This window comes from Flammeovirga sp. SJP92 (genome assembly GCF_001583495.1).
Lineage (GTDB): Bacteria > Bacteroidota > Bacteroidia > Cytophagales > Flammeovirgaceae > Flammeovirga.
In genome coordinates this window covers 729707-750982 of record NZ_LQAQ01000093.1, presented here as the reverse complement: position 1 = coordinate 750982, position 21276 = coordinate 729707, and the positions used below count along the sequence as shown (strand labels likewise).

The 21276-nt window shown below is 35.2% G+C and carries 18 protein-coding genes; 9 read left to right on the top strand and 9 right to left on the bottom strand.

The annotated features are described in order from the left end of the window. Positions 1–10: 10 nt before the first annotated feature. A complete protein-coding gene (locus AVL50_RS23815) occupies positions 11–643 on the bottom strand; it encodes a hypothetical protein (RefSeq protein ID WP_062619128.1) in 633 nt (210 codons plus the stop codon). Positions 644–902: 259 nt separating this feature from the next. Here AVL50_RS23815 and dtd point away from each other — a divergent pair, with 259 nt between their 5' ends. From dtd to AVL50_RS23775, 8 genes are all read left to right on the top strand, one after another. Beyond that, complete coding sequence (gene dtd, locus AVL50_RS23810; RefSeq protein WP_062619126.1) at positions 903–1355, top strand: D-aminoacyl-tRNA deacylase; 453 nt, start codon at positions 903–905, stop codon at positions 1353–1355. After that, complete coding sequence (locus tag AVL50_RS23805; protein ID WP_062619124.1) at positions 1352–2485, top strand: DUF4271 domain-containing protein; 1134 nt, start codon at positions 1352–1354, stop codon at positions 2483–2485. The genes dtd and AVL50_RS23805 overlap by 4 nt, the downstream gene beginning before the upstream one ends. A gap of 65 nt (positions 2486–2550) precedes the next feature. Further along, entirely contained in the window at positions 2551–3327 is a 777-nt protein-coding gene (locus tag AVL50_RS23800; protein WP_062619122.1) for a uroporphyrinogen-III synthase, read from the top strand. 318 nt (positions 3328–3645) lie between these two features. Then, entirely contained in the window at positions 3646–4590 is a 945-nt protein-coding gene (locus AVL50_RS23795; RefSeq protein WP_172826909.1) for a type IX secretion system membrane protein PorP/SprF, read from the top strand. A gap of 166 nt (positions 4591–4756) precedes the next feature. Beyond that, on the top strand, positions 4757–5809 hold the full coding sequence (locus AVL50_RS23790) for an SUMF1/EgtB/PvdO family nonheme iron enzyme (RefSeq protein WP_172826908.1): 1053 nt from the start codon (positions 4757–4759) through the stop codon (positions 5807–5809). Between the two features lie 68 nt (positions 5810–5877). Next, positions 5878–6702 carry a gliding motility protein GldL gene (gene gldL, locus AVL50_RS23785; RefSeq protein WP_062619119.1) on the top strand — a complete coding sequence of 275 codons (825 nt, stop codon included), beginning with the start codon at positions 5878–5880 and terminating at the stop codon, positions 6700–6702. A gap of 54 nt (positions 6703–6756) precedes the next feature. Then, positions 6757–8370, top strand: a complete 1614-nt coding sequence (gene gldM / locus AVL50_RS23780; RefSeq protein WP_062619117.1) for a gliding motility protein GldM — start codon at positions 6757–6759, stop codon at positions 8368–8370. 12 nt (positions 8371–8382) lie between these two features. Then, positions 8383–9270, top strand: a complete 888-nt coding sequence (locus AVL50_RS23775) for a hypothetical protein (protein ID WP_062619114.1) — start codon at positions 8383–8385, stop codon at positions 9268–9270. Positions 9271–9646: 376 nt separating this feature from the next. Here AVL50_RS23775 and tsf read toward each other — a convergent pair whose 3' ends face one another. The 8 genes from tsf to AVL50_RS23735 form a co-directional block, all read right to left on the bottom strand. Further along, positions 9647–10477 (bottom strand): translation elongation factor Ts, encoded by an 831-nt coding sequence (tsf, locus tag AVL50_RS23770; protein WP_062619113.1) that lies wholly within the window; start codon positions 10475–10477, stop codon positions 9647–9649. Positions 10478–10604: 127 nt separating this feature from the next. Beyond that, positions 10605–10784, bottom strand: coding sequence for a hypothetical protein (locus tag AVL50_RS23765; protein WP_044211810.1), 180 nt, complete (start codon positions 10782–10784; stop codon positions 10605–10607). Positions 10785–10815: 31 nt separating this feature from the next. Then, positions 10816–11577: a 30S ribosomal protein S2 gene (gene rpsB / locus AVL50_RS23760; protein WP_062619111.1), complete on the bottom strand. Its 762-nt coding sequence runs from the start codon at positions 11575–11577 to the stop codon at positions 10816–10818. 100 nt (positions 11578–11677) lie between these two features. After that, positions 11678–12064, bottom strand: coding sequence for a 30S ribosomal protein S9 (gene rpsI / locus AVL50_RS23755; protein WP_044211815.1), 387 nt, complete (start codon positions 12062–12064; stop codon positions 11678–11680). A gap of 12 nt (positions 12065–12076) precedes the next feature. After that, positions 12077–12520: a 50S ribosomal protein L13 gene (rplM, locus tag AVL50_RS23750; RefSeq protein ID WP_062619110.1), complete on the bottom strand. Its 444-nt coding sequence runs from the start codon at positions 12518–12520 to the stop codon at positions 12077–12079. Between the two features lie 255 nt (positions 12521–12775). Continuing rightward, positions 12776–13615, bottom strand: coding sequence for a hypothetical protein (locus AVL50_RS23745; protein WP_062619107.1), 840 nt, complete (start codon positions 13613–13615; stop codon positions 12776–12778). Between the two features lie 174 nt (positions 13616–13789). Next, positions 13790–15064, bottom strand: coding sequence for a serine hydroxymethyltransferase (gene glyA / locus AVL50_RS23740; RefSeq protein WP_082795984.1), 1275 nt, complete (start codon positions 15062–15064; stop codon positions 13790–13792). 263 nt (positions 15065–15327) lie between these two features. Continuing rightward, complete coding sequence (locus AVL50_RS23735) at positions 15328–16014, bottom strand: Crp/Fnr family transcriptional regulator (RefSeq protein ID WP_062619105.1); 687 nt, start codon at positions 16012–16014, stop codon at positions 15328–15330. A gap of 287 nt (positions 16015–16301) precedes the next feature. On the opposite strand from AVL50_RS23735, the gene AVL50_RS23730 reads away from it, so the two are divergent. Continuing rightward, positions 16302–21242 (top strand): lamin tail domain-containing protein, encoded by a 4941-nt coding sequence (locus tag AVL50_RS23730; RefSeq protein ID WP_062619103.1) that lies wholly within the window; start codon positions 16302–16304, stop codon positions 21240–21242. Positions 21243–21276 lie beyond the last annotated feature (34 nt).

The following is a 21276-nucleotide window of genomic DNA, read 5'->3' as shown; positions in this document are numbered from 1 at the left end:
CTGTTAATAATTACTTTCCTTTTCTCTGTACATCTTTGATGTCTTTACGAACATTGTCGTCATAAGCTACAATCCATGCATCTTTAACGCCCATTGCTCTCATGTATTTTTTGAATTGATCTGCCTCTCCGTAATCACGGAAGTAAGCGATTGTATATTTTTTCAAACCATCTTGATCTTCCATCCAGAAGTTTCCTTTGTCTTGGAATTTAGAAAGGTCACGATTCTTGAAAGCTCCAATTTGAACTTTGTAAACAATACCTTTTGTGTAGTCATCACCTGAATTAGAAACGTTGTTATCCATTTTCTTTTTCAGCTTTTCATTCTCAGCCTTCAGGTCAGCAATAGTATTGTCTTTCTCTTTCAATTTTGCATCAAAAGAACCTTTTTCCTGCTCTAGTTTAGAAATTTCTGCTTTCAATCCAGAAGCTTGACCTCTTAGAGTGTTTAATTCTTGAGTCATGTCTCTAAACTTCAATGGGTCAGTCTCTTTTAGCTTTTTCTTCCATTCTTTTATTTCAGCTTTTTCATTTTTCTTTGAATCAGAAGACTTGCTTTTCTTTTTCTTTTTTTGGGCGTATAGATCATTATCTACAGCAATAATACTAAATGCAATAAAGAGTAATATAAATATCCTTTTCATGGTAAAATTAATTTTCAATACTATTTGTTATGAATAACCTTTAACGGTGGTGTTTTATTTTGTTGAGGAATAAAAAAAAGTAGGATTGCTACTAAAAATATATAAACATTATTTTTTTTCATAAAAACATCAATGTTTATGCCACTATATTAACGAAAATTGCGCTAACAGTAAAAATCTTTTTCCAATAACCTTTAAATTCGCAAGACAGAGACTTAATGCTGGAATTAAGATTTTTTCAATGTAAACCATTATTTTTATGAATGCTGTATTGCAACGTGTTTCTTTCGCAAAAGTTGAGGTTGGAGGTATTGTTATTGGGGAGATTCAGAAGGGGTTGATGATATTATTGGGCGTCAGTCATGATGATAAGCAGGAAGACCTACAATGGTTAGCTAAAAAAATAGTGGGAATGAGAATTTTCTCTGATGAAGAAGGGAAAATGAATAAATCTGTTCAAGATGTAGATGGAGAAATATTGTTGATATCTCAGTTTACTTTACAGGCAAGCACAAAGAAGGGGAACAGACCGTCCTATATTGGCGCCGCTCACCCTGATAAAGCAATACCATTCTATGAGGATATGATAGAAACATTATCAAATCTCACAGGAAAGGAAATCCAAACCGGAGAGTTTGGAGCTGATATGCAAGTGTCATTGCTTAATGATGGTCCTGTGACAATTTACATTGATTCAAAAGATAAAAAATGAGATACTTTTACCATATAATTTTTTCATTCATAACATTTTTTGCTCTTCAGAGTAAGGTACTTGCTATTGAATTTCCAATTCAAGACAAGTGGCTTATTTATGAAAGTAAAGTCAATGGATTTGTGCCATATATTCCTGAAGAACATTCTTTTGTGAAGAATTTCTATCTTCTTTTAGATGTGAAAAACTTGAATGGTTTAGGTGTTGAATTTATTATTCCTCAAAACGCTGCTGTATTTGTAAACAATCAGCTTCAAGATATATCAAAAAAAGAGAATGGCCTTGTGTATTTCTCAAATGAAGAACTGAAAGCACAACAAAAAGTGACAGGAGAACTTCTTTTTGTAGTCAATACAGTAGACGGCAATGCTCCACAGAGCTTTTTTGTGGATAAGAGAATACCTTTAAGTCAGCTGATGTCTAGTTCATTGATCAAATCTGGAGTACATAAGGAAAAAAAGAGGTTTCATTCTGATTTTAGAGAGATGCTTTTGATGTGGTCATTGATCGTTTTTGCCTTTGTTGGTCTTTCAGCAAAGGTAGGAGGGTTAAAAACAGGAGCGAACTCATTGATGAGATCTTTTGAAGGAGTGACAATGGGCAGGGCAGACTCAACAAAAATGAATACTCTACAATTGATCATGTTTATTTTCAGTTTTACCTTAGTAGGAAGTTTAGCGCTGATGCTTTTTGGAAATGGTGAAATTTGGCTTTCTCAGGTCAATTCTGCAGAATTAAATAAGGATGTATCTGCTTTTGCTTTCAATATACTCTATGTTATGATTGCAATTTTAGCATTTGTGGCCTTCAGATTAATAATAATTTATTTTTTAGGGAATATTTTTTCGAATACGAATATACCTTCAATTCATGGAGCAGAATTCTACAAGTTAACGTGGGTTTATGTGCTGTTTTATATGATAATATGCGTTTTTTGGACACTAAATCCATTCTATATCTCTTGGGAATTTATGAGGTTATTTTTAGGGATTGGCTTCCTTGCAAAAAGTTTTTTGGTGTATATAGCTGTATCTAAACAAGTAAACTTTAGAAATAATTATTTATTTTCGTATTTTTGCGCGACCGAATTCCTTCCTTCTTTGTTAGCGGTGAAGGTTTTCATTAGTTGATTTCTTATAACTCAAAGTAAATCTTATTAACTGCGATTTACTACAATAAAAATAGATAAAACAACATGGCAAACGACATAGCAGGAAAAGTGGTGAAGAAAGCTGTGAAGTCAATATTGGTGTCTCAACCGGAACCCGCCAATCAAAATTCTCCTTACCACAAGTTAGGAGAGAAGTATGGAATCCAAATTGATTTCCGTCCTTTTATTGAGGTAAAAGGAGTGACAGCCAAAGAATTTAGAGCTCAAAAGATCAATATCCTTGAGCATACAGCGGTTATCTTTACATCTAGAAATGCCATTGACCATTTCTTTAGATTATGCAAAGAATTGAAGGTAGAAGTTCCAGCGGATATGAAGTACTTCTGTATCTCTGAGCAAACTGCAAATTACCTTCAGAAGTATATTGTAGTCCGTAAACGTAAGTTATTTACAGGTTACAAGACTGCTAGAGACATGTTTGATTTATTCAAGAAATTTAAAAACGAGAAGTTTTTATTCCCTTGTTCAGATATTAGAAAAGAGGATATTCCAAATTATATGGAAGCCAACAATATCGAAATGAATGAGGCTATTATCTACCGTACAGTAGCTGCTGACTTATCTGACTTGAGCGATATTTATTATGATATGATTGCTTTCTTCAGCCCTTCAGGAATCAAGTCGTTATTTACGAATTTCCCTGATTTTGAGCAAAAGGAAACAAGAATTGCAGCATTTGGCCCTACAACGGCTTCTGCTGTCAGAGACGCAGGGTTGCATTTAGACGTGGAAGCACCTCTTCCTAATGCTCCTTCAATGACAGGTGCTATTGAATTGTACATAAAAGAGGCGAATGAGTAAAAACTTTACGCTTTAAGATATTGAAACACCGCAATTATGTGGTGTTTTTTTTATTCTTGATTTATGGTAATACTTTATTTTTTTGTTAATTGTGATAGAAGATTACTAAAAATATAGTAACTTCTTGTAGCACTTTATAAGCGTAGAACGGAAATTGACTTTTATTGATTTCAGATTTCTAATGAAATTAATAGACTTGAAGCAAAATACTTATCCTTCTCTTTATTAAGTCTTTATAATATTTAACTCTATCATCAATTTTAGGGAGAATTGACCTAACCTGACTTATAAATTATGCATTGGACAAAAATTACCATCATGAGCATACTCTTCATGATGTTTACTCACCTTAGCACTCATGCACAGCAAGATCCTCAGTTCACTCAATACATGTTTTCAAAACCTTTTTTTAATCCTGCGGCTGTAGGTATGACTTCTGATGAAACAGAAGTTGTATTGTTGCACCGTACGCAGTGGTTGGGGTATGAAGGTACATTTGAAAATGATGGAACACTGAATACACAGTTTTTTTCAATAGCATCACCAATTCAATCCAAAAGATTGGGTGTAGGGTTTCATGTAGTGAATGATGATGTAGGGTTAATGTCTAATTTAGAGGCACAGCTATCTGTATCATACCTTGTCCCGTTGAAAAGTGGATCTCTTTCTTTTGGATTAAGAGCTGGAATTTATGACCGTAGTTTGAATACAGACCGATTGAGGTTTGTCAATGAAAATGATCCGCTTTATAATGGAGGCCAACCTTTAAACTCTATTGTGCCTGATATTTCGGCAGGTGTTTACTATCAGAATGAGAAAATTTATGCAGGTATTGGGGCAAAGCATTTGTTGGAGTCTGACTTTGAAGGAGGAAGTGCATCTCCATTCAGTGCATTAGGAATGTCTTTCAATGGTATGTTTGGAATGTCACTGGATGTCACTAACAACCTAATCATACAGCCATCTATTATGATGAAGACAGATTTAAATAATTTTACATTTGATTTAACAGTCTTGGCAAACCTTCAAGAGTGGGTATATGTAGGAGCAGGACTAAGAGAGGTTGAAGCGTTGAGTGCCTTAGCAGGCGTTTATTTGCTAAAGAATAGAAAATTACATTTAGGCTATGCTTTTGACTTTACAGTTAAAGATCAATCCGCAAAAGCACCTACATCACATGAGATTATGCTTTCGTTTGGTTTTGGAGCGTTTGGAAGTAAATCTCCATCAGTGATCAGAACTCCACGTTATCGTCACGATTAATTTTAGGTATAATTTTAACCCGATTTTATTTTTTTTTCACTCAATTTTAATTTTTGGATTCATTTTTGTTTCATTGATGTTTGATAATGTTTAGTTATAATTTATTAACGTTCATTGTCCATTTGAAAAAGAAACGTATCAATCCAATAGGAGAATTTTTTATCATATGAAAAGCTTGTCAAAGAAAAGGCTAATAGGAGCGTTAAGCATTTTGGCTGTCTTAACACAAAGTTGTGGCGGAGGCGGCCTGTTTGGAGGTGGTGCTGAATCGGATCAAGGAAATTTGATTGGTTCACAAGATCGACCTGAATGGGATGCACAAGTGATTCCTTACGGAATGACTAATGTACCTGGAGGAACATTTCACATGGGGCAGGCGGATGAAGATATCACGTACTCTATGATCAACATGAACAAGCAAGTTACAATTAGTGGCTTCTTCATGGATGATACAGAGATTACAAATAACGAATACCGTCAATTCATTGAAGGCATGGAAGCTGAATCTGACACAAGTGCAGATTGGACTTTTGAGCAAATTCAAGAGGAGTTACGCCCAGATACAACGGTATGGGAAAAAGATTTTACTTACCATATGGGTGAGCCAATGCAAGATTACTATTATAGTCATCCTGCTTTCGATGAATACCCAGTTGTTGGTGTTACAAGAAGAGCTGCAGTAGAGTTTTGTGCATGGAGAACAAGACACTATAACGGTTACAGAACTGAACAAGGACTTGCAGAAATGCCAGCTTTCAGATTACCTACAGAGGCTGAATGGGAATATTCAGCAAGAGGTGGTCTTGATATGGCAAAATACCCTTGGGGTGGTCCTTATGTAAGAAATGGTAAAGGTTGTGCTTTAGCCAATTTTAAACCAGGTAGAGGTAACTATTATGATGATGGTTATTCATACACTGCACCAGTAGCTTCTTACTTCCCTAACGGATTCGGTCTTTTTGATATGTCTGGTAACGTTGCCGAATGGTGTGATGATGCATATAATCCATCAGGATATCCAATTGTTTGGGACTTAAACCCTACATATACAGATCCAAACGAACCAAAGAAAATCGTTAGAGGAGGTTCTTGGAAAGATATCCCATATTACATCCAAACGGGAACAAGATCATACGAGTTCGAAACACAGGCAAGATCATATATAGGGTTTAGGTGTGTTATGATTAATCTAGGTAGATCATCTGGGTTAGATTATTAGAAAAGTGAACCTAAACAAGGAACACAAGTTTATCCAAAACAATCAATTTAGACAATTTTAAAAGCAAAATGAGCCATTTACACGAAACAGGAAGAGCAAAATTCTACAGAGTATACGTTCCTATTTTAACTAACCTTGGAGCAGCAGTAGTAATTGTAGGTGCGATGTTTAAGATTCTTCACCTACCTAATGGTGGACCTATCCTTGCGGCTGGTCTTATTACAGAAGCATTATTATTCTTCATTGGTGCATTCGCTCCAGCAGCTCCATTCGAGAAGCATTACGATTGGGCTTTAGCTTACCCTGAGTTATTATCAGAAGAAGCAGCGGCGGCTCCTAAGAAGAAAGCGGTAAAAGCAGATCCGAAGAAAGATATTGCAGCTTTAGGTGCAATGGATAAAATGTTAGCAGATGCGAAATTAACTCCTGAAGTATTCAAGAACTTTGGTGCTGGAATGGAGAATTTAAATAAATCAGTAGGTCAAATGAAGTCTGTTGCAAGTGTAGCAGGTGCTTCTGATGAGTACTCTCGTTCATTACAAGTAGCTACTAAGTCAATGGGAGACTTAAACAAGTCTTTCGCTACTACAGTTACAGCAATGAAAACTATGGAAGGTACTGCTGCTGATTCTAAAGCTCACCAACAACAAGTTCAAGCAATCACTAAGAACTTAGGTGCTTTAAATGCAGTTTATGAGATGGAATTAAAAGATGCAAACAGTCATCTTAAAACAATCAATAAATTCCATGGTAACTTAGCTACAGCTGTTCAAAGTATGGATGAAGCTAGTAAAGAAGCTACTAAATTCAAGACTCAAATGACTGCATTAACAACGAACTTGACTTCGTTGAATAATGTATATGGTAAGATGCTTACTGCAATGAAAGGCTAATTTTAGTCTTTTAGACGTTCACATTTTGTAAAAACTTAACAAAGAAAAGAACTAATGGCAGGAGGAGCAAAAGAAACCCCAAGACAACGGATGATTGGTCTAATGTACTTAGTACTAATGGCCATGTTAGCGTTGAACGTGAGTAATACTGTACTTGATAAGTTTATCTTTATCGAGCAATCATTAGAAAACTCTAATCATATTACTGCACAGGAAAATGATAGACAGTTACACGCAATTGAGGGTGCAGCTGCAAAGAAAGTAAATGAAACAACAAAGCAAGTTTTAGAAGATGCTAAAGCACTTCGTAAGGAAACTGCAGAAGTAATTTCATATATCGATAACCTTAAAAAACAAATTGTTGATAAGACAGGTGGTTATGATCACGGAGAACTTAAAGGTAAAAGTGATACTCAAAAACCAGCTGAATTATTAATCGGTTTAGAAGGTAAGAAAGACGGTAAAGCGTACGAATTAGAGAAGAAGTTAAATGCTCTTGCGAAGCACTTTGATGATGTTGCAATGAAGCATGATACTACTAAAACTTGGCAAGCTATTGGTAAATTAGCAAAGCCTGCTAAGGAAATGGATCAATACAAAGACGATAAGGACAATAAGAATAAAGATTTTGCTTATATCCAATTCGAAGAAACTCCTACAGCAGCATGTATGGCAATTCTTTCTGAAATGTCATCTGAAGTACTTCAAAACGAAACTAAAGTGTTGAAAGTATTAAATGATCGTGTGGGTGGTAGAGTAGTATTTGATAAGGTAGTTGCGGTTGTAAAACCGACTTCAAAATATGTTGCAGCTGGTTTAGAGTATGAGGCTACAATGTTTATTGCAGCGTCATCTTCAGCAGCTAAACCTAGAATGAAATACAACGGTAGTTCTATCAAAGTAGTAGATGGTATTGGTGAAGTGAAATTCCCAGTAAAACCTGCTAAATATGATAAAAATGGTCGTTCTACTCAGTCTTGGCAGGGTGAGATCACTTACACTACTCCATTTGGTGATACTACATTATTAGTAGAAGAGGAGTATGTAGTAGTTAAGCCTACAATTGAGGTGAACTCTGCAACTGTAAATGCACTTTATAGAAACGTAGCGAACAAATTAGTTGTTGATGTACCTGCTTTAGGTGAAGCTTATAATCCTCAGTTCTCAGCATCTAATGCTAAAGTGATGAGCTCTGGTAAAGTAGCTACAATCATTCCAGGTGTAAAAGCTAAATCAGTGGCTTTAACTGTAAGAAGTAGCGGTAACACAATTGGTACTAAGAATTTCAAAACAAGAGGAGTTCCAAAGCCAACGATTACGTTCCCTGGTGTTGATTTGAAGAAAGGTATAAGTGCTAAGACAAGAACATTAAAAGTTCGTCCTAAGCCAGACGAAGAATTCAAGGCAGCATTACCAGATGAGGCTAATTATCGTGTAGTAGAGTGGGAAGTTACAGTTGCATTTGGTACTAAGCCGTTGGCTGGTCCAGTTAAAATTAAGGGTGGTAAGCAAGACTTCGATATCGGAAGCTTGTTAAAAAAAGCACCTAAAGGAACACCAGGTGTAGTTATTGTTGTAGATGTGAAAACAGTAGTTCGTAAGAACTCTCAGGGACAAACTGAAAAAGTTTCTGGAGTAGGTGGAATTACTACAATCGCAGTAAACTAAAGAATCAAGATTATGAAAAGTCTAAGAGGATTACTTTTACTAGCATTTGTAGCAGTTGCTAGTATGACTTACGCTCAAGAGATTGACGAGAGTGAATGGAATAAACACTCCGTGAGACCTGTTCGTAATGCAGATATAATGTTTAAGAAAACGGTTTGGTATAGAGTAAACCTTTCTGATAAAATCAATCAGCCGTTCTTTGCTAGAAACCGTTGGTTACCTAAACTAATGATTGATGCGGTAAAGAGTAGTTTACTTAGACCATATGAGAATGACTCTTTAAAGAAGCGTTTAACAATAGACGAATTCAAAGAGCGTATCAAACGTCCTAATGAAGGCGGAAGCAGCTCAGACGGTGACGACTGGGGTGGTGGCGACGACTGGGGCGGCGGAGGCGGCTGGGGAGACTCAGGTGACTCAGGCTGGGGAGACTCAGGCGGAAGCGGTGGCGGAGGAGCTGCTGTTGCTGAAGCAAATGATGAGTTATACCCAGAAGATATTTATCTTATGGACATCAAAGTAGATATCTTATTCGATCGTAGAAGAGGAAAGTGGGTTCATGATATTCAAGTGATCACATTAGTACTTCCTGCAGAGAATAACGGAGGTACTCTAGAGAGAATGGTAGCATCTTTCAGTTATAAGGAAGTTGTTGAAAACCTTTTCAAAGAAAACAGAGATGCTCTATGGTACAATGATAGAAACTTGGCAGAAAGTAAGAATTTATCTGACGCATTTGATCTATTGTTATATCAAGGTAAGATTACTAAGTACACTAATACACAAGATAAAGATATTGCTTTATTGTATGGTGATGCTAAAGGTGATATCGCTTTGATGAAAGGCTTAGAATACAAATATGATCTAGTAGAGTACGAGTCAGACTTATGGTCAAACTAGTATAATATTAGAATAAAATATAAAAAGAGAATCATGTAAAAGTGGTTCTCTTTTTTTGCTTTTAGGTTTTTGAACTTCATTGATTTCTTTATATATGTTCTTTTTCTCTTAATGGATATTTTGAGGAAGGAGATTTAAAAAAGATAATTATGTCTTAGGATAGATTGAATTGCTCAAGATGTATGGTATACTCCTCTTCTTGGCTTTGATTAGACTAATACAGGTTCAACTAAACCGATTATAAATGTTCAACTGCTTAGAATTGTGATGCAAGTAATAAACTTGTAGATCGGAATGTTGATAAATAAAAAAGGCTACTCCATCAAAAGATAGAATAGCCTTAATATAATTGATTCCTTCGTTGGAAGGAAGTTCATTACTTACCAGTAGAAACTCTGTGGAATGATTTGATAACCATACCTGATTTCACTGAACCTACGTAAGCTTTTACAGATTGACCTGGCTCTTTTACGTAGTCTTGGTTCTCAAGAGTGTTCTCTTTTAAGAATTTCTTCACATATCCTTCAGCGATACGCTCTAAGATATGCTCAGGTTTACCTTCTTGACGAGCACGCTCAACACCAATTTCTCTTTCTTTAGCAACAACAGTTGCATCAACGTCTGCTTCAGATAAAGCTAATGGACGCATAGCAGCAACTTGCATACCTACGTTTTTACCAGCTTCTAATACAGCGTCGTCAGCAGCCTCAGAAAGTTCAACTAATACTGCGATAGCGTTACCGTGCTTGTAAGCAGCAACAGCAGCACCCTCAACATTAGCGTAACCGCTAATTTCCATCTTCTCACCCATTTTTGCAGTTAAAGCAGTGATTGCTTCAGTAGCAGGAGCTCCGTCGATTTCTAATGCAAGTACTTCCTCAGCAGTTTTAGCGTCGGCAGCAACAGCAGCGTCAAGTAATTTTTGTCCTAAAGCTTTGAATTCGTCGTTAACTGATACTGGTTCAGTTTCACAAGCGAATGCTAAAGCTACAGATTTAGAGTTGTCAGCGTTTTCATAAACGAAAACTTGACCTTCTGTAGTCTCTCTGTCAGCTCTTTTTGCAGCTAATTTTTGACCTTTTTTACGAAGGATTTCAACTGCTTTTTCGATGTCGCCTTCAGCCTCAGTAAGGGCTTTTTTACAGTCCATCATACCCGCACCAGTGATAGTACGTAGCTCTTTAACGTCTTTTGCTGTGATAGCCATCTCTATAAAAGATTTAAAAGAATGGTTGAAAATTGGTAGAAATACTCTACCCTTAATTTATTTACGAACGAACCCGCAAGGTACTAAGTACGATGCGGGTCCGGCTTTAAACCCTAATAAGCTTGAATTATTTCTTATTAGCTGCTAAGCCTTCTTTTACTTTAGCTTTCAATTCAGCCATCTCAGTACGGATAGCCTCAAGAGCTGCAGTATCACGCTCAGCTTTCTTCGCTTTGAAGATGTCGCCTTGCTTCACTTTTAAGTCGTGAAGTTTAGCTTCAAGCTCTTTGATATCTTTAATATCCATTGTAATCAAATTTTAAAGGTAATACGGTGAATTACTCAGCAGAAGCTTCATCAGCTGCTTTTTTCTCTGCTTCAGCAGCAGCACTAGCAGCTTCGTCACGCTCCTTCTTACGCTCGCCAATTCCTTCTTCGATTGCAGAACCTACAGCACCCATGATAGCACTTACAGATTTGAATGCATCGTCGTTTGCAGGGATTACAAAATCAACTCCTTCAGGGTTTGAGTTTGTATCAACCATTGCAAAAACTGGGATACCTAATTTTTGAGCTTCTTTTACAGCGATTGACTCACGCTTAACGTCAACGATGAATAACGCAGCAGGAAGACGAGTTTGGTCAGCGATACCGCCCAATACTCTTTCTAACTTCTCACGCTCACGTTGCATCATAAGACGCTCACGCTTAGCTAATGAATTGTACTCATCACTCTTCATTAACTTGTCAATTGATGTCATTTTTTTCAATGACTTACGTACAGTTTGGAAGTTAGTTAACATACCACCTAACCAACGCTCAGTAACGTAAGGCATTTTTAAACGTGCAGCCTCTTGTGCAACGATGTCTTTTGCTTGCTTTTTAGTAGCAACAAACATCACTTTACGACCAGACTTCACAATATTTTTTAAAGCATTTTGTGCTTGCTCTAAAGATGTCTTTGTTTTGTTCAGGTCAATGATGTGGATACCATTGCGCTCCATGAAAATGTAAGGAGCCATCTTTGGGTTCCACTTTCTGGTCAAGTGACCAAAGTGAACACCTGCGTCAAGCAGTTCTTTGTATTCTAAATTTTTCATTGTTTCTAACAAGTAGAGTTTTTTGCAAAACGTAATTTAAAGCAGTATGGCAGATAGTCTGTATAAGACCATCTTTGCCAAAATAACTGCATAATCCAGATTAACGCTTCGAGAATTGGAATCTTCTTCTCGCTTTTCTGCGACCTGGTTTCTTTCTTTCGACCATACGAGGGTCACGAGTTAAGAAACCTTCTGGTTTCAATGTCAATCTGTGTTCTGCGTCAATTTCGCATAGCGCTTTAGAGATAGCTAAACGTACAGCCTCAGCTTGTCCGTTAATACCGCCACCTTGTACGTTTACGTTGATATCGTACTTGCCAGACTCATTAGTCAATTCTAATGGTTGTTGCACTTTGATTTGCAAAACCTCAGATGGGAAATAATCCGCAAACTCACGTTTGTTGACAGTAATTTTTCCTTCACCTTGAGACAGGTAAATTCTTGCTACAGAAGTTTTTCTTCTGCCTGAAGTGTTAATTACTTCCATCACTAAATTTTATTAAAGTTCAATTTTCTTTGGTTGTTGTGCTTCATGCTTATGCTCGCCACCTGCATATACATACAAGTTACGGTATAAATCACGGCCCAAACGTCCTTTCGGCAACATGCCTTTTACTGCGTTCTCAACTAATCTTGTTGGGAACTTTGCTTTCATTTCTGTAGCAGTTCTTGATTTAAGACCACCTGGGTAACCAGAGTAACGAAGGTATACTTTTTCGTCCCACTTTTTACCTGAAAGCTTCACTTTTTCTGCGTTGATAACAACTACGTTATCACCACAGTCAACGTTAGGTGTAAAGCTAGGCTTCTTCTTGCCACGTAAGTACATAGCAATTTCTGTAGCTAAACGACCCAATGTTTTACCTTCAGCATCGATCAAGATCCACTCTTTTTGAGCAGTTGTCTTGTTTACTGAAACAGTTTTGTAACTGAGTGTATCCACTGTGATTCTTCGTTTTATTTATTAAAACTTGAAGTATTTACATCACTGAAATACAGCTACTTGCAAATACCTCGACCTGAACACGCAATACGGGTTAACGTATGCGACGGGCAAAGGTAGAACATTATTTTGTGATTACCAATACTTTAGCAATTATATATGTCTAAATAATTCATAATCGCACCATAAAAATAAGGTGTTCATTATTGATAATGAACACCTTATGAATTAATATTTTATAAACTAAATGTAAATTTACTGTATAGTGACTGTTTTTGACCATGTTCCAAACATTGGAGTACTATTTTCAGTACACCCAATAGTGGAGTTGTAATAATTGTAAATGATTGATATTGTAAATTCATTTTGAGGTAATTCTGAATTATCTCCAGGTCTACTTACAGTATATTCTACGTTGAAATTGTAGACATAATATCCGTTGCTATCTTTTTCTAGGTTATGTTCTTTTACTTCAAACCCAATTCTATTGGAATGAGGAAGCGTAGCCGGAGTATTGTCTACAACAGCATCAAACCCAGCTTCCAATACACTTGTTTTAAATTGAATGCCTGTTTGTCCGGGAATATCAACAGAGGTAGTTGTGCCATTGTATGGGAGTACAGATTTAAAAGTTCCTGTTACAGTAAACTTATCACCTTCTGTAGCTGAAGAAGGTACTTTCGTACTGTCAATTTCCATGATAAAAGGTTCAGCTACCACTTTGATTTTTTGTTCCACATTTGATGTTTTCCCATCATCAGTGTAAGCTGTAAATGTAATTGTATAGTCTCCTTTACTGTAAGGAGCTGATTGCCTATAATTTAAATAGCCTTCATTTTGATTTAATGTAGTGTCTTGTGCTTGAATACAACTGCCATCACCTGTCGTTTCAAGATCGCTTATTGGTTTATCGCTATTTGTTTTAGCGAGAACATCAAGCTGTATTTCTTGCAGCGGGTAGACTTCTAAAATATCTTGTTGATTTTCTATTGAAACCGATGGAGAATTATTAGGCGTTTCATTATTGTCATTATTTGAACAGCTAAATAGTTGTACAGATAAAATAGATAGGATAATGATTGATAGGTTTTTCATTGTAGTATTATTAGATGTTATAACGTTTTAAACGATTTTAGAGAAAATAGGTAGAGTGTGATTTATATTTGTTTTATAATTTATTGAAAATTGAGATGAAATAAAAAAAGCCAAGTCCATTGCTGAACTTGGCTTTTTATTTTTTTAGCAGCTAGTACTAAAAGTATATTTTAATTACCATTGGAATAATGGGAATTGACGCATCCACTCATTGATTTCAGCTCTCACTTTATCAATTTCCGCATCGTTTTCGTGGTTCATCAATACACGGTCGATGAAGTCAACGATTTTACCCATATCAGCTTCTTTTAAGCCACGAGTAGTAACGGCTGCAGTACCAACACGCATACCTGAAGTAACAAATGGAGATTTGTCATCAAATGGTACCATGTTTTTGTTGATAGTGATATCAGCTTTGATTAATGTATTTTCAGCGATTTTACCTGTCAAGTTTTTAGAACGAAGGTCGATTAGCATCATGTGGTTGTCAGTACCGCCAGAGATGATATCATAACCTTTTGCTAAGAAATGTTTTGCCATTTCTTGAGCGTTTTTCTGAACTTGAGTAGTATAAGCATCATATTCAGGAGTTAAAGCTTCGCCAAATGCAATTGCTTTAGCAGCGATAACGTGCTCTAATGGACCACCTTGAGTACCAGGGAAAACACCTGAGTCTAATAAAGAAGACATCATACGTACTTTACCTTTTGGAGTTTTTAATCCCCAAGGGTTCTCAAAATCTTCACCCATCATGATCACACCACCTCTTGGTCCACGTAAAGTTTTGTGGGTAGTAGTAGTAACGATATGACAGTGCTTTAAAGGATCATCTAATTTACCTTTAGCGATTAGTCCTGAAGGGTGAGAAATATCGGCTAATAATAAAGCACCAATTTCATCAGCTACAGCACGTAATTTTTTGTAGTCCCACTCACGTGAGTAAGCAGAAGCACCTGCAATAATTAATTGAGGCTTTTCTTCACGAGCAGTTTCAACAACTTTATCAAAGTCGATAAAACCTGTTTCTTTTTCTACACCATAAAATGTAGGCTTGTATAGTTTTCCTGAGAAGTTTACAGGAGAACCGTGTGTTAGGTGACCACCATGAGATAAGTCAAAACCTAAGATTTTATCACCTGGCTTCAATACTGCTAACATTACTGCTGCGTTAGCTTGAGCACCAGAGTGAGGTTGAACATTGGCCCAAGCAGCGCCAAATAATTCTTTAAGACGGTCAATAGCAAGGTTTTCTACCTCATCTACTACTTCACAGCCACCATAATAACGTTTGCTAGGCAATCCTTCAGCGTATTTGTTTGTCAATACACTGCCCATAGCGTTCATCACTTGTTCTGAAACAAAGTTCTCTGAGGCGATAAGTTCAATTCCAGAAATCTGTCTTTCTTTTTCACGATCTATAAGATCAAAGATGATGTCATCTCTTTTCATGGTTGCAAAAGGGGTTTGTTCGTTTTGTTGATTCATCCCATTGTAAATAGGAGGTTGTACCTTTTTAGACATGCAAAACTACTAAAATCCTATTATTCAATAATTATAAATGACAAAAAATATTGTTTAATCCATTGAAAAAAAGGAAAAAAAGCTCTCTACTTTCTCTTTTTTTCATAATCGGGTAACAAAAAAGTCATTAAAGTAAGCTCAATTTGAACTTTTAACTTTAATGACTTTATCATATGAAATCAAACCTTCATTTAATCATAAAGGTGACTAATTTTTACTAATCCATCAGGATTGATAATTTTAATACTTCTCTTGTTGATTTCAATTAGTTTTTCATGCTTAAATTCAGAGATAATACGAATGGCAGTTTCCTTTACCGTTCCTACTAATCCTGCTAAATCTTCACGTGTCAGTGTAATGTGTTCTTTGTCTACAAACGCTTTGTCTAGTACCAATAAGGCTTCCGCTATTCTTCCTCGAACAGGTTTATAAGCGATGTCAGTAATCTTAGTTTCTGCGTTGTCAATTACTTCGCATAATAAATGGACAATCTGCTGGTAAAATTCCACATTCTCATGGAGAAGCTCCATAAAAATAGCTTTGGGTATGAGACAAATGGATGAATCTTCGATTGCTATGGCAGAAGCTCTGTAGCGACTCCCTTTAATAAGCGATTTGTAACCTACAAAATCACCAGGTTTGGCAATTCGTAAAATCTGTTCCTTTCCATTGCTTCCCAGCTTTGTAACTTTCACGAGACCTTCACTTATACAGTACACTCCAGTAGGCATAGAATCTTCTTGGAAGATAGGTTGCCCTTTTTTGAAGAAGTGACATGTGTGTGTCTGAAGCTTCTCAAGTTGCTCAGCGGTAAGACAAGAAAACATAGATTGGTTACTCTTCGCTTTACAAGCACAAGAGGGTTGTACCAATTTCATCTTTGTTTAAGTAAATGGATAATTCTGATAAAAGCACACTAAAAGTAATATCTAAATTAGAGATTTACTAAAAAAAGATGATTTTAGTTACTTTTTTGGCAAAAAAAACACAGCTGAGAACCAAATGTGTCCCCAACTGTGCGCTTTTATCAGAATTATCCACCACAAAAGTAGATTCTTATATTGAAACTCTTTATGACTTAAGTTGTTCTCTATTATGAGAGAAATCACTAAATTACAGCCACAAATTCTAACTTTTTAACGATTCTATTCTTACTGAACTGATTATGCTGACGATTTCTTATAAAAAACACATTCTATGTGCTCTTATCCTGCATTTTTATTCTCTATTTTCTTTTGGGCAGAATATTTTGATCCAATCCAATTTTGATCACTTGGAACATTGGAGTGGAGAAACTTTTACGACTGGTAAAGAAGCTTCAGGTTGGTTTGAGGTCAACCCTGAAAAACAATTACAAGTAAATATAACAGGAGGTTCTGGCCAGAGATATGCAACGGTAATACATAATGCAGGTCTGAAGTACCCTGAGCCGAGGGACACGTTAATATGGAAAGTATCTTTTCTTCATGATTTTAGTGTATCATCAAGTTTGCAGAAAAAGAATAATTCAAGATTGATTTTATTCCAGAATTCCTCCCATTTTTCGACATCTGATACTTTAATTTATCTGGAGATTTCCAATACTGTCAAACTTGTGGAAGATAAAAGTGATAATGTCGTAACAATTGTTGAAGTTGAATCAGGTATTTTACCATCACAATGGCATCATATTGAGATTCAAAAATCAGGCGATTATTGGAGTATTATGCTAGATGATGATTTATTGATAGAGAGTAGTCATGCTAATTTTTCTACTGGTACCTACTATACAGGATTGCTGTCTACTTTTTCAGCTTCATCAAGGGGGCAACATTTTTTATATGATGATTTTGTCCATTTAATAAAACCTAAGGCTATTGATAGTACACCTCCAAAAGTGTTAGACACATTTTTAGAGGGTCAGGATATTTTAAAAGTAGAATTCAGTGAATTTTTAAGTAAAAATCAGGAATGCACTGGTACGGTTGAAATAGATAATCAGCTGGTAGATTTTTTTGTAAATCAAGATTCGTTATCCCTAACCATTAATCAGCACTTTGAAATAGATAAAACTTATGTACTCCACTTGGGACATTTTTGTGATGTAGAGGGAAATGCGATGGAAGACACTGTAATAGATGTTTATGTACAGGATCAATTTCCCCCTGTTATTGATTCACTTCATATTAAAAACGAGTTTATTCTCGATGTTTTTTTTAATGAGGCAGTAGAATTGACAGATCTTTCAACTATTTATCTGATTTCTAAAAGTGATACTATTTCTATCATTGATACTTTGGCAGGGAATAATGAATTGCTAAGAACTGTTGTTTTACAAAAATCACTTCCCTCTAACAAAGAATTTGATTTGCACATTGAGTCATTAAGTGATTTAAAAGGAAATTTTCAAGATGTATCCTTTGTCGCTTATTATGATACTCGTTCTCCGAAATTATTATCCTTTGAGATTAAAAATCCTTATCAGATTACATTACTTTTTGATGAGGCTATTGCCACTCACTTTGATGATCCTTTTGATTATGTTGTAGATGGAAATCAAGTTCCAAATGAAATTGAAATTGTCGAGCAACAAATAGACTTATTTTTTAATGAAGTCTCTTTTCAACAAGATTCATCATACAAAGTTTATATTAAAACAGTTCAAGATCTGTTTGGAAATGTCATGAAGTCCAAAACAATTGAATTGGAATATGATACTACTAAAGCTCAAATTTTAAATACCTTCCAGAATAGTACCCATAATACAATTCTTTTTGATGAGAAGATTGTATCAATAGACAGTGCATCTCATTATTATAGAAATATTGATTGCCCTACTTCGATGATTCAAGTGGATGGTGTCCCTTTTATAAAACTGTATGGAGTCAAGGATGAAAATCAAAATATAATGGATTCTATTGATGTTAGCTTTAATGAGACTTTATCTGTTAGAAATATTTTTTGTAGTTCCGATAGTACAGTCAGAATCAATACAGCACATTATATAGATCAATTTAATTTAGAGAACGTCACAATTGATTCTATACATGCTTTCCCTGAAAACTATGATTTATATTTTTCACCAAAGTTAAATAATGGAGAACAGCGAAGATTGTTTTTTCAAGGAGTAGAATTTTTAGTTAGTTATGAAGAAAATGAGATCGAGTCTACGCACTTATCAAGTGATCATTCTCTCACCATTGAATTTGATAGAGATTTACAGGATAATCATATTCCTTTACTCTTTTCTAAACCTGAGATTAAAATTCAAAATATAATCTCAGAGGGAAATGAATTGCATCTATTCTTTAAAGACCGAATTCTAGAAAATATTGAATATACTTTTCGCATAGAAGGTCTAATTTCCTGTGAAAATAAAAGTATGCCTCACTGTGTTTTCAATTATATAAAAGATATTCAAGCTCCATCTTTAGTTGATTCAAAATGGAAAAATAGAAATCAACTGCTATTGGAATTTAGTGAGGCTGTGAATGAGCAATCTTTGACAAGTAGATTAGTTTTATCTCAGAATGAAATAAGCATAAAAGGTTTTACTATTGAGGTGGATGAGCAAATGATTGAGTTGACATTTGAGAATGAATATTGGAACGAAAATATGAACTTGACTATTTATGAAGGACTAGAAGATAGATATGGAAACAAGACAACGGCTATTATTGAAAAAGAACAAATATCTATACCAGCTGTCTCAAAAGGAGATGTAATGATCACTGAGATTTTTGCTGATCCTACTCCCTCGGTAGGTTTGCCAGATAGTGAAGCTTTGGAGATTTACAACACGTCATCTGATACTTTATCCTTGCTTGGATTGAATCTCATGGTTGGTAATGATACACTCTTTTTTGAAAATAATTTGATTGCTCCAGAAGCGTATTCTGTTTTAGTTCCTTCAACTAAAGTTGATTTATGGTCAGACTATTCTTCAATTATAAGTGTTAGAAATTGGAAAGCATTGAATAATTCAGGAGAAATCATTCGGTTGTATGATACAAAAAATGAAGAGTTAGTAGATTCTGTAAACTATGACTTATCAAACTATCAAGATGATGTAAAAGCAGAGGGAGGATATACCATTGAAAAGCGGGATTTATTTTTTGATTGTCATCCTTATATTAATTGGACTGCAAGTGTGAATGACAGTGGTGGAACTTTAGGATTTCAAAATTCTGTTTTTGAAACTATCCAAGATACTATACCTGCAAAAATTATTAACATTGAAGTAGTAGATGAGCATAATATGTTGATAACCTTTGATAAAAGCCTATATATGTTTTCTACTGAAAATGCTGTTCGTTATAGTATTGATGGTGTTGATAAGTATGTTGATAAGTGGCATTTTGTTGATAACTCAACTCTTAATGTGCTTATAAATGAAGATTTACCGACTGGAGTGTTGATAACTCTGATTGTTGATAACTTCAAAGACTGTTTTAATAACATATTATTATCAGGAATTTCAAATTTCATAATTAAACCAAAGGTTAACTATCAACATTTGTTGGTAACTGAGTTGATGATTGATCATTCACCTATTAATAAAATGCCTGATTCTGAATATATAGAGGTTTATAACAACAGTGATTATTATATTAATCTTGATAGGTGTAGAATGTTAGTGGATGAGGATACATTAGTATTACCTGATAATTGGATTTTACCAAGAAATTATGCAGTGCTGGTTCCAAAAGGAAACCAACCTTTATTTGACAGTTTAGATATACCTTCTGTTGGAATTTCTGGTTGGAAAACTTTAGTCAATGATAATGGAAAAGTGGAGCTGATCAATGAGGAGAATGAAAAAATACATACTGTAAATTATACGCTGGAATATTATCACGATAAAATCAAAGAAGAGGGAGGTTGGTCTATTGAAATGAGAGATCTGATGAGTCCTTGTGTAGGTGTGGAAAATTGGCAAGCATCGGTAAATGAAAATGGAGGAACTCCTGCGATAAAAAATTCTATTGAGGAGACTGTCGTAGATCATCATCAACCTACATTGGAGTACTCCTTATTTATTGAAGACCAACACAAGGTGTTATTACAGTTTTCAGAACCTATTGCTTTTACTGATCAGACGGAAATCAGTTTGGACCTTGAATCTATTTTAAAAGATGAAGTTGAGTTGAAAGGAGATCAATTGCTTATCTATGTACCTTATGATTTTTCATATGCTGAAGTTAGTATCTCAAATATTACTGATTGCTCAGGAAATTTGAATTCAGGGGTAATGTATTCAGAAATTGTAGTTCCAGCACACACAGAAAATGTATTCTTATCTGAAATTTTATTTGACCCGAGTAGCATCAATACTGATTTCTTAGAAGTTTATTTTGATACAGAAAAAGGCAGTTATATTAATCTTAAAGAATGGTCTATTGGCAGGGTAAAAAACGACAGTATAGAGCAAGTTGTATTGCTCTCGAAAGTGGATGATTATTTATTTTCAAGTGATTTACTCGTTTTTACTGCTGAAAAAGAGAAGCTATTGGATGTGTACACTAAAATCAAAATAGAAAATGTAAAGGAAATCAACCTTCCTTCTTTTCCAAACGGAAATGGAAATGTTGTTCTGATGTATAAGGGTGAAATACAAGAGGTATATGAATATTCTGAAAAACATCATCAATCCTTTTTGAAAAATTCTGAAGATATTTCATTAGAAAGAATTGCTTTTGATGTTTCTTCTTCAAATGCTAATAATTGGACATCGGCAACCGAAAGCAGTGGTTTTGCTACGCCTACTTTCATGAATTCGAGAATAGTAAATAACACATTAAATGAGAACTTTGAAGCAGGACTTGTTTTTTCACCTAACCTGATCACCACCAATGGAGATGGTATAGATGATTATCTTAAAGTTGAAAATAATTCCAATTCACCTTTAAGAATTCTTAGGATGGAAATTTATGACATTCATGGAAAAATAATTTATGAATGGTTGAACAATTATGAACTTTCGAGTAGGGATTTTGTAAAATGGGATGGAGTAGATCAGTCAGGAAGACGAGTAATGGGTAAATTTTTAGTGTATTATCAATTAGTTGATCACCATGGAAACCGTCAAGAACAGACAAAAATCGTAAGTGTAGCTCCTTGGAATTGACCTGTTTAGCACTTTTTTCAACATATTCAAAGAT

Bases quoted from the DNA above. Each gene is read 5' to 3' on its own strand.
- AVL50_RS23815 (WP_062619128.1), bottom strand. From the start codon at position 643: ATGAAAAGGATATTTATATTACTCTTTATTGCATTTAGTATTATTGCT.
- dtd (WP_062619126.1), top strand. From the start codon at position 903: ATGAATGCTGTATTGCAACGTGTTTCTTTCGCAAAAGTTGAGGTTGGA.
- AVL50_RS23805 (WP_062619124.1), top strand. From the start codon at position 1,352: ATGAGATACTTTTACCATATAATTTTTTCATTCATAACATTTTTTGCT.
- AVL50_RS23800 (WP_062619122.1), top strand. From the start codon at position 2,551: ATGGCAAACGACATAGCAGGAAAAGTGGTGAAGAAAGCTGTGAAGTCA.
- AVL50_RS23795 (WP_172826909.1), top strand. From the start codon at position 3,646: ATGAGCATACTCTTCATGATGTTTACTCACCTTAGCACTCATGCACAG.
- AVL50_RS23790 (WP_172826908.1), top strand. From the start codon at position 4,757: ATGAAAAGCTTGTCAAAGAAAAGGCTAATAGGAGCGTTAAGCATTTTG.
- gldL (WP_062619119.1), top strand. From the start codon at position 5,878: ATGAGCCATTTACACGAAACAGGAAGAGCAAAATTCTACAGAGTATAC.
- gldM (WP_062619117.1), top strand. From the start codon at position 6,757: ATGGCAGGAGGAGCAAAAGAAACCCCAAGACAACGGATGATTGGTCTA.
- AVL50_RS23775 (WP_062619114.1), top strand. From the start codon at position 8,383: ATGAAAAGTCTAAGAGGATTACTTTTACTAGCATTTGTAGCAGTTGCT.
- tsf (WP_062619113.1), bottom strand. From the start codon at position 10,477: ATGGCTATCACAGCAAAAGACGTTAAAGAGCTACGTACTATCACTGGT.
- AVL50_RS23765 (WP_044211810.1), bottom strand. From the start codon at position 10,784: ATGGATATTAAAGATATCAAAGAGCTTGAAGCTAAACTTCACGACTTA.
- rpsB (WP_062619111.1), bottom strand. From the start codon at position 11,577: ATGAAAAATTTAGAATACAAAGAACTGCTTGACGCAGGTGTTCACTTT.
- rpsI (WP_044211815.1), bottom strand. From the start codon at position 12,064: ATGGAAGTAATTAACACTTCAGGCAGAAGAAAAACTTCTGTAGCAAGA.
- AVL50_RS23745 (WP_062619107.1), bottom strand. From the start codon at position 13,615: ATGAAAAACCTATCAATCATTATCCTATCTATTTTATCTGTACAACTA.
- glyA (WP_082795984.1), bottom strand. From the start codon at position 15,064: ATGAAAAGAGATGACATCATCTTTGATCTTATAGATCGTGAAAAAGAA.
- AVL50_RS23735 (WP_062619105.1), bottom strand. From the start codon at position 16,014: ATGAAATTGGTACAACCCTCTTGTGCTTGTAAAGCGAAGAGTAACCAA.
- AVL50_RS23730 (WP_062619103.1), top strand. From the start codon at position 16,302: ATGCTGACGATTTCTTATAAAAAACACATTCTATGTGCTCTTATCCTG.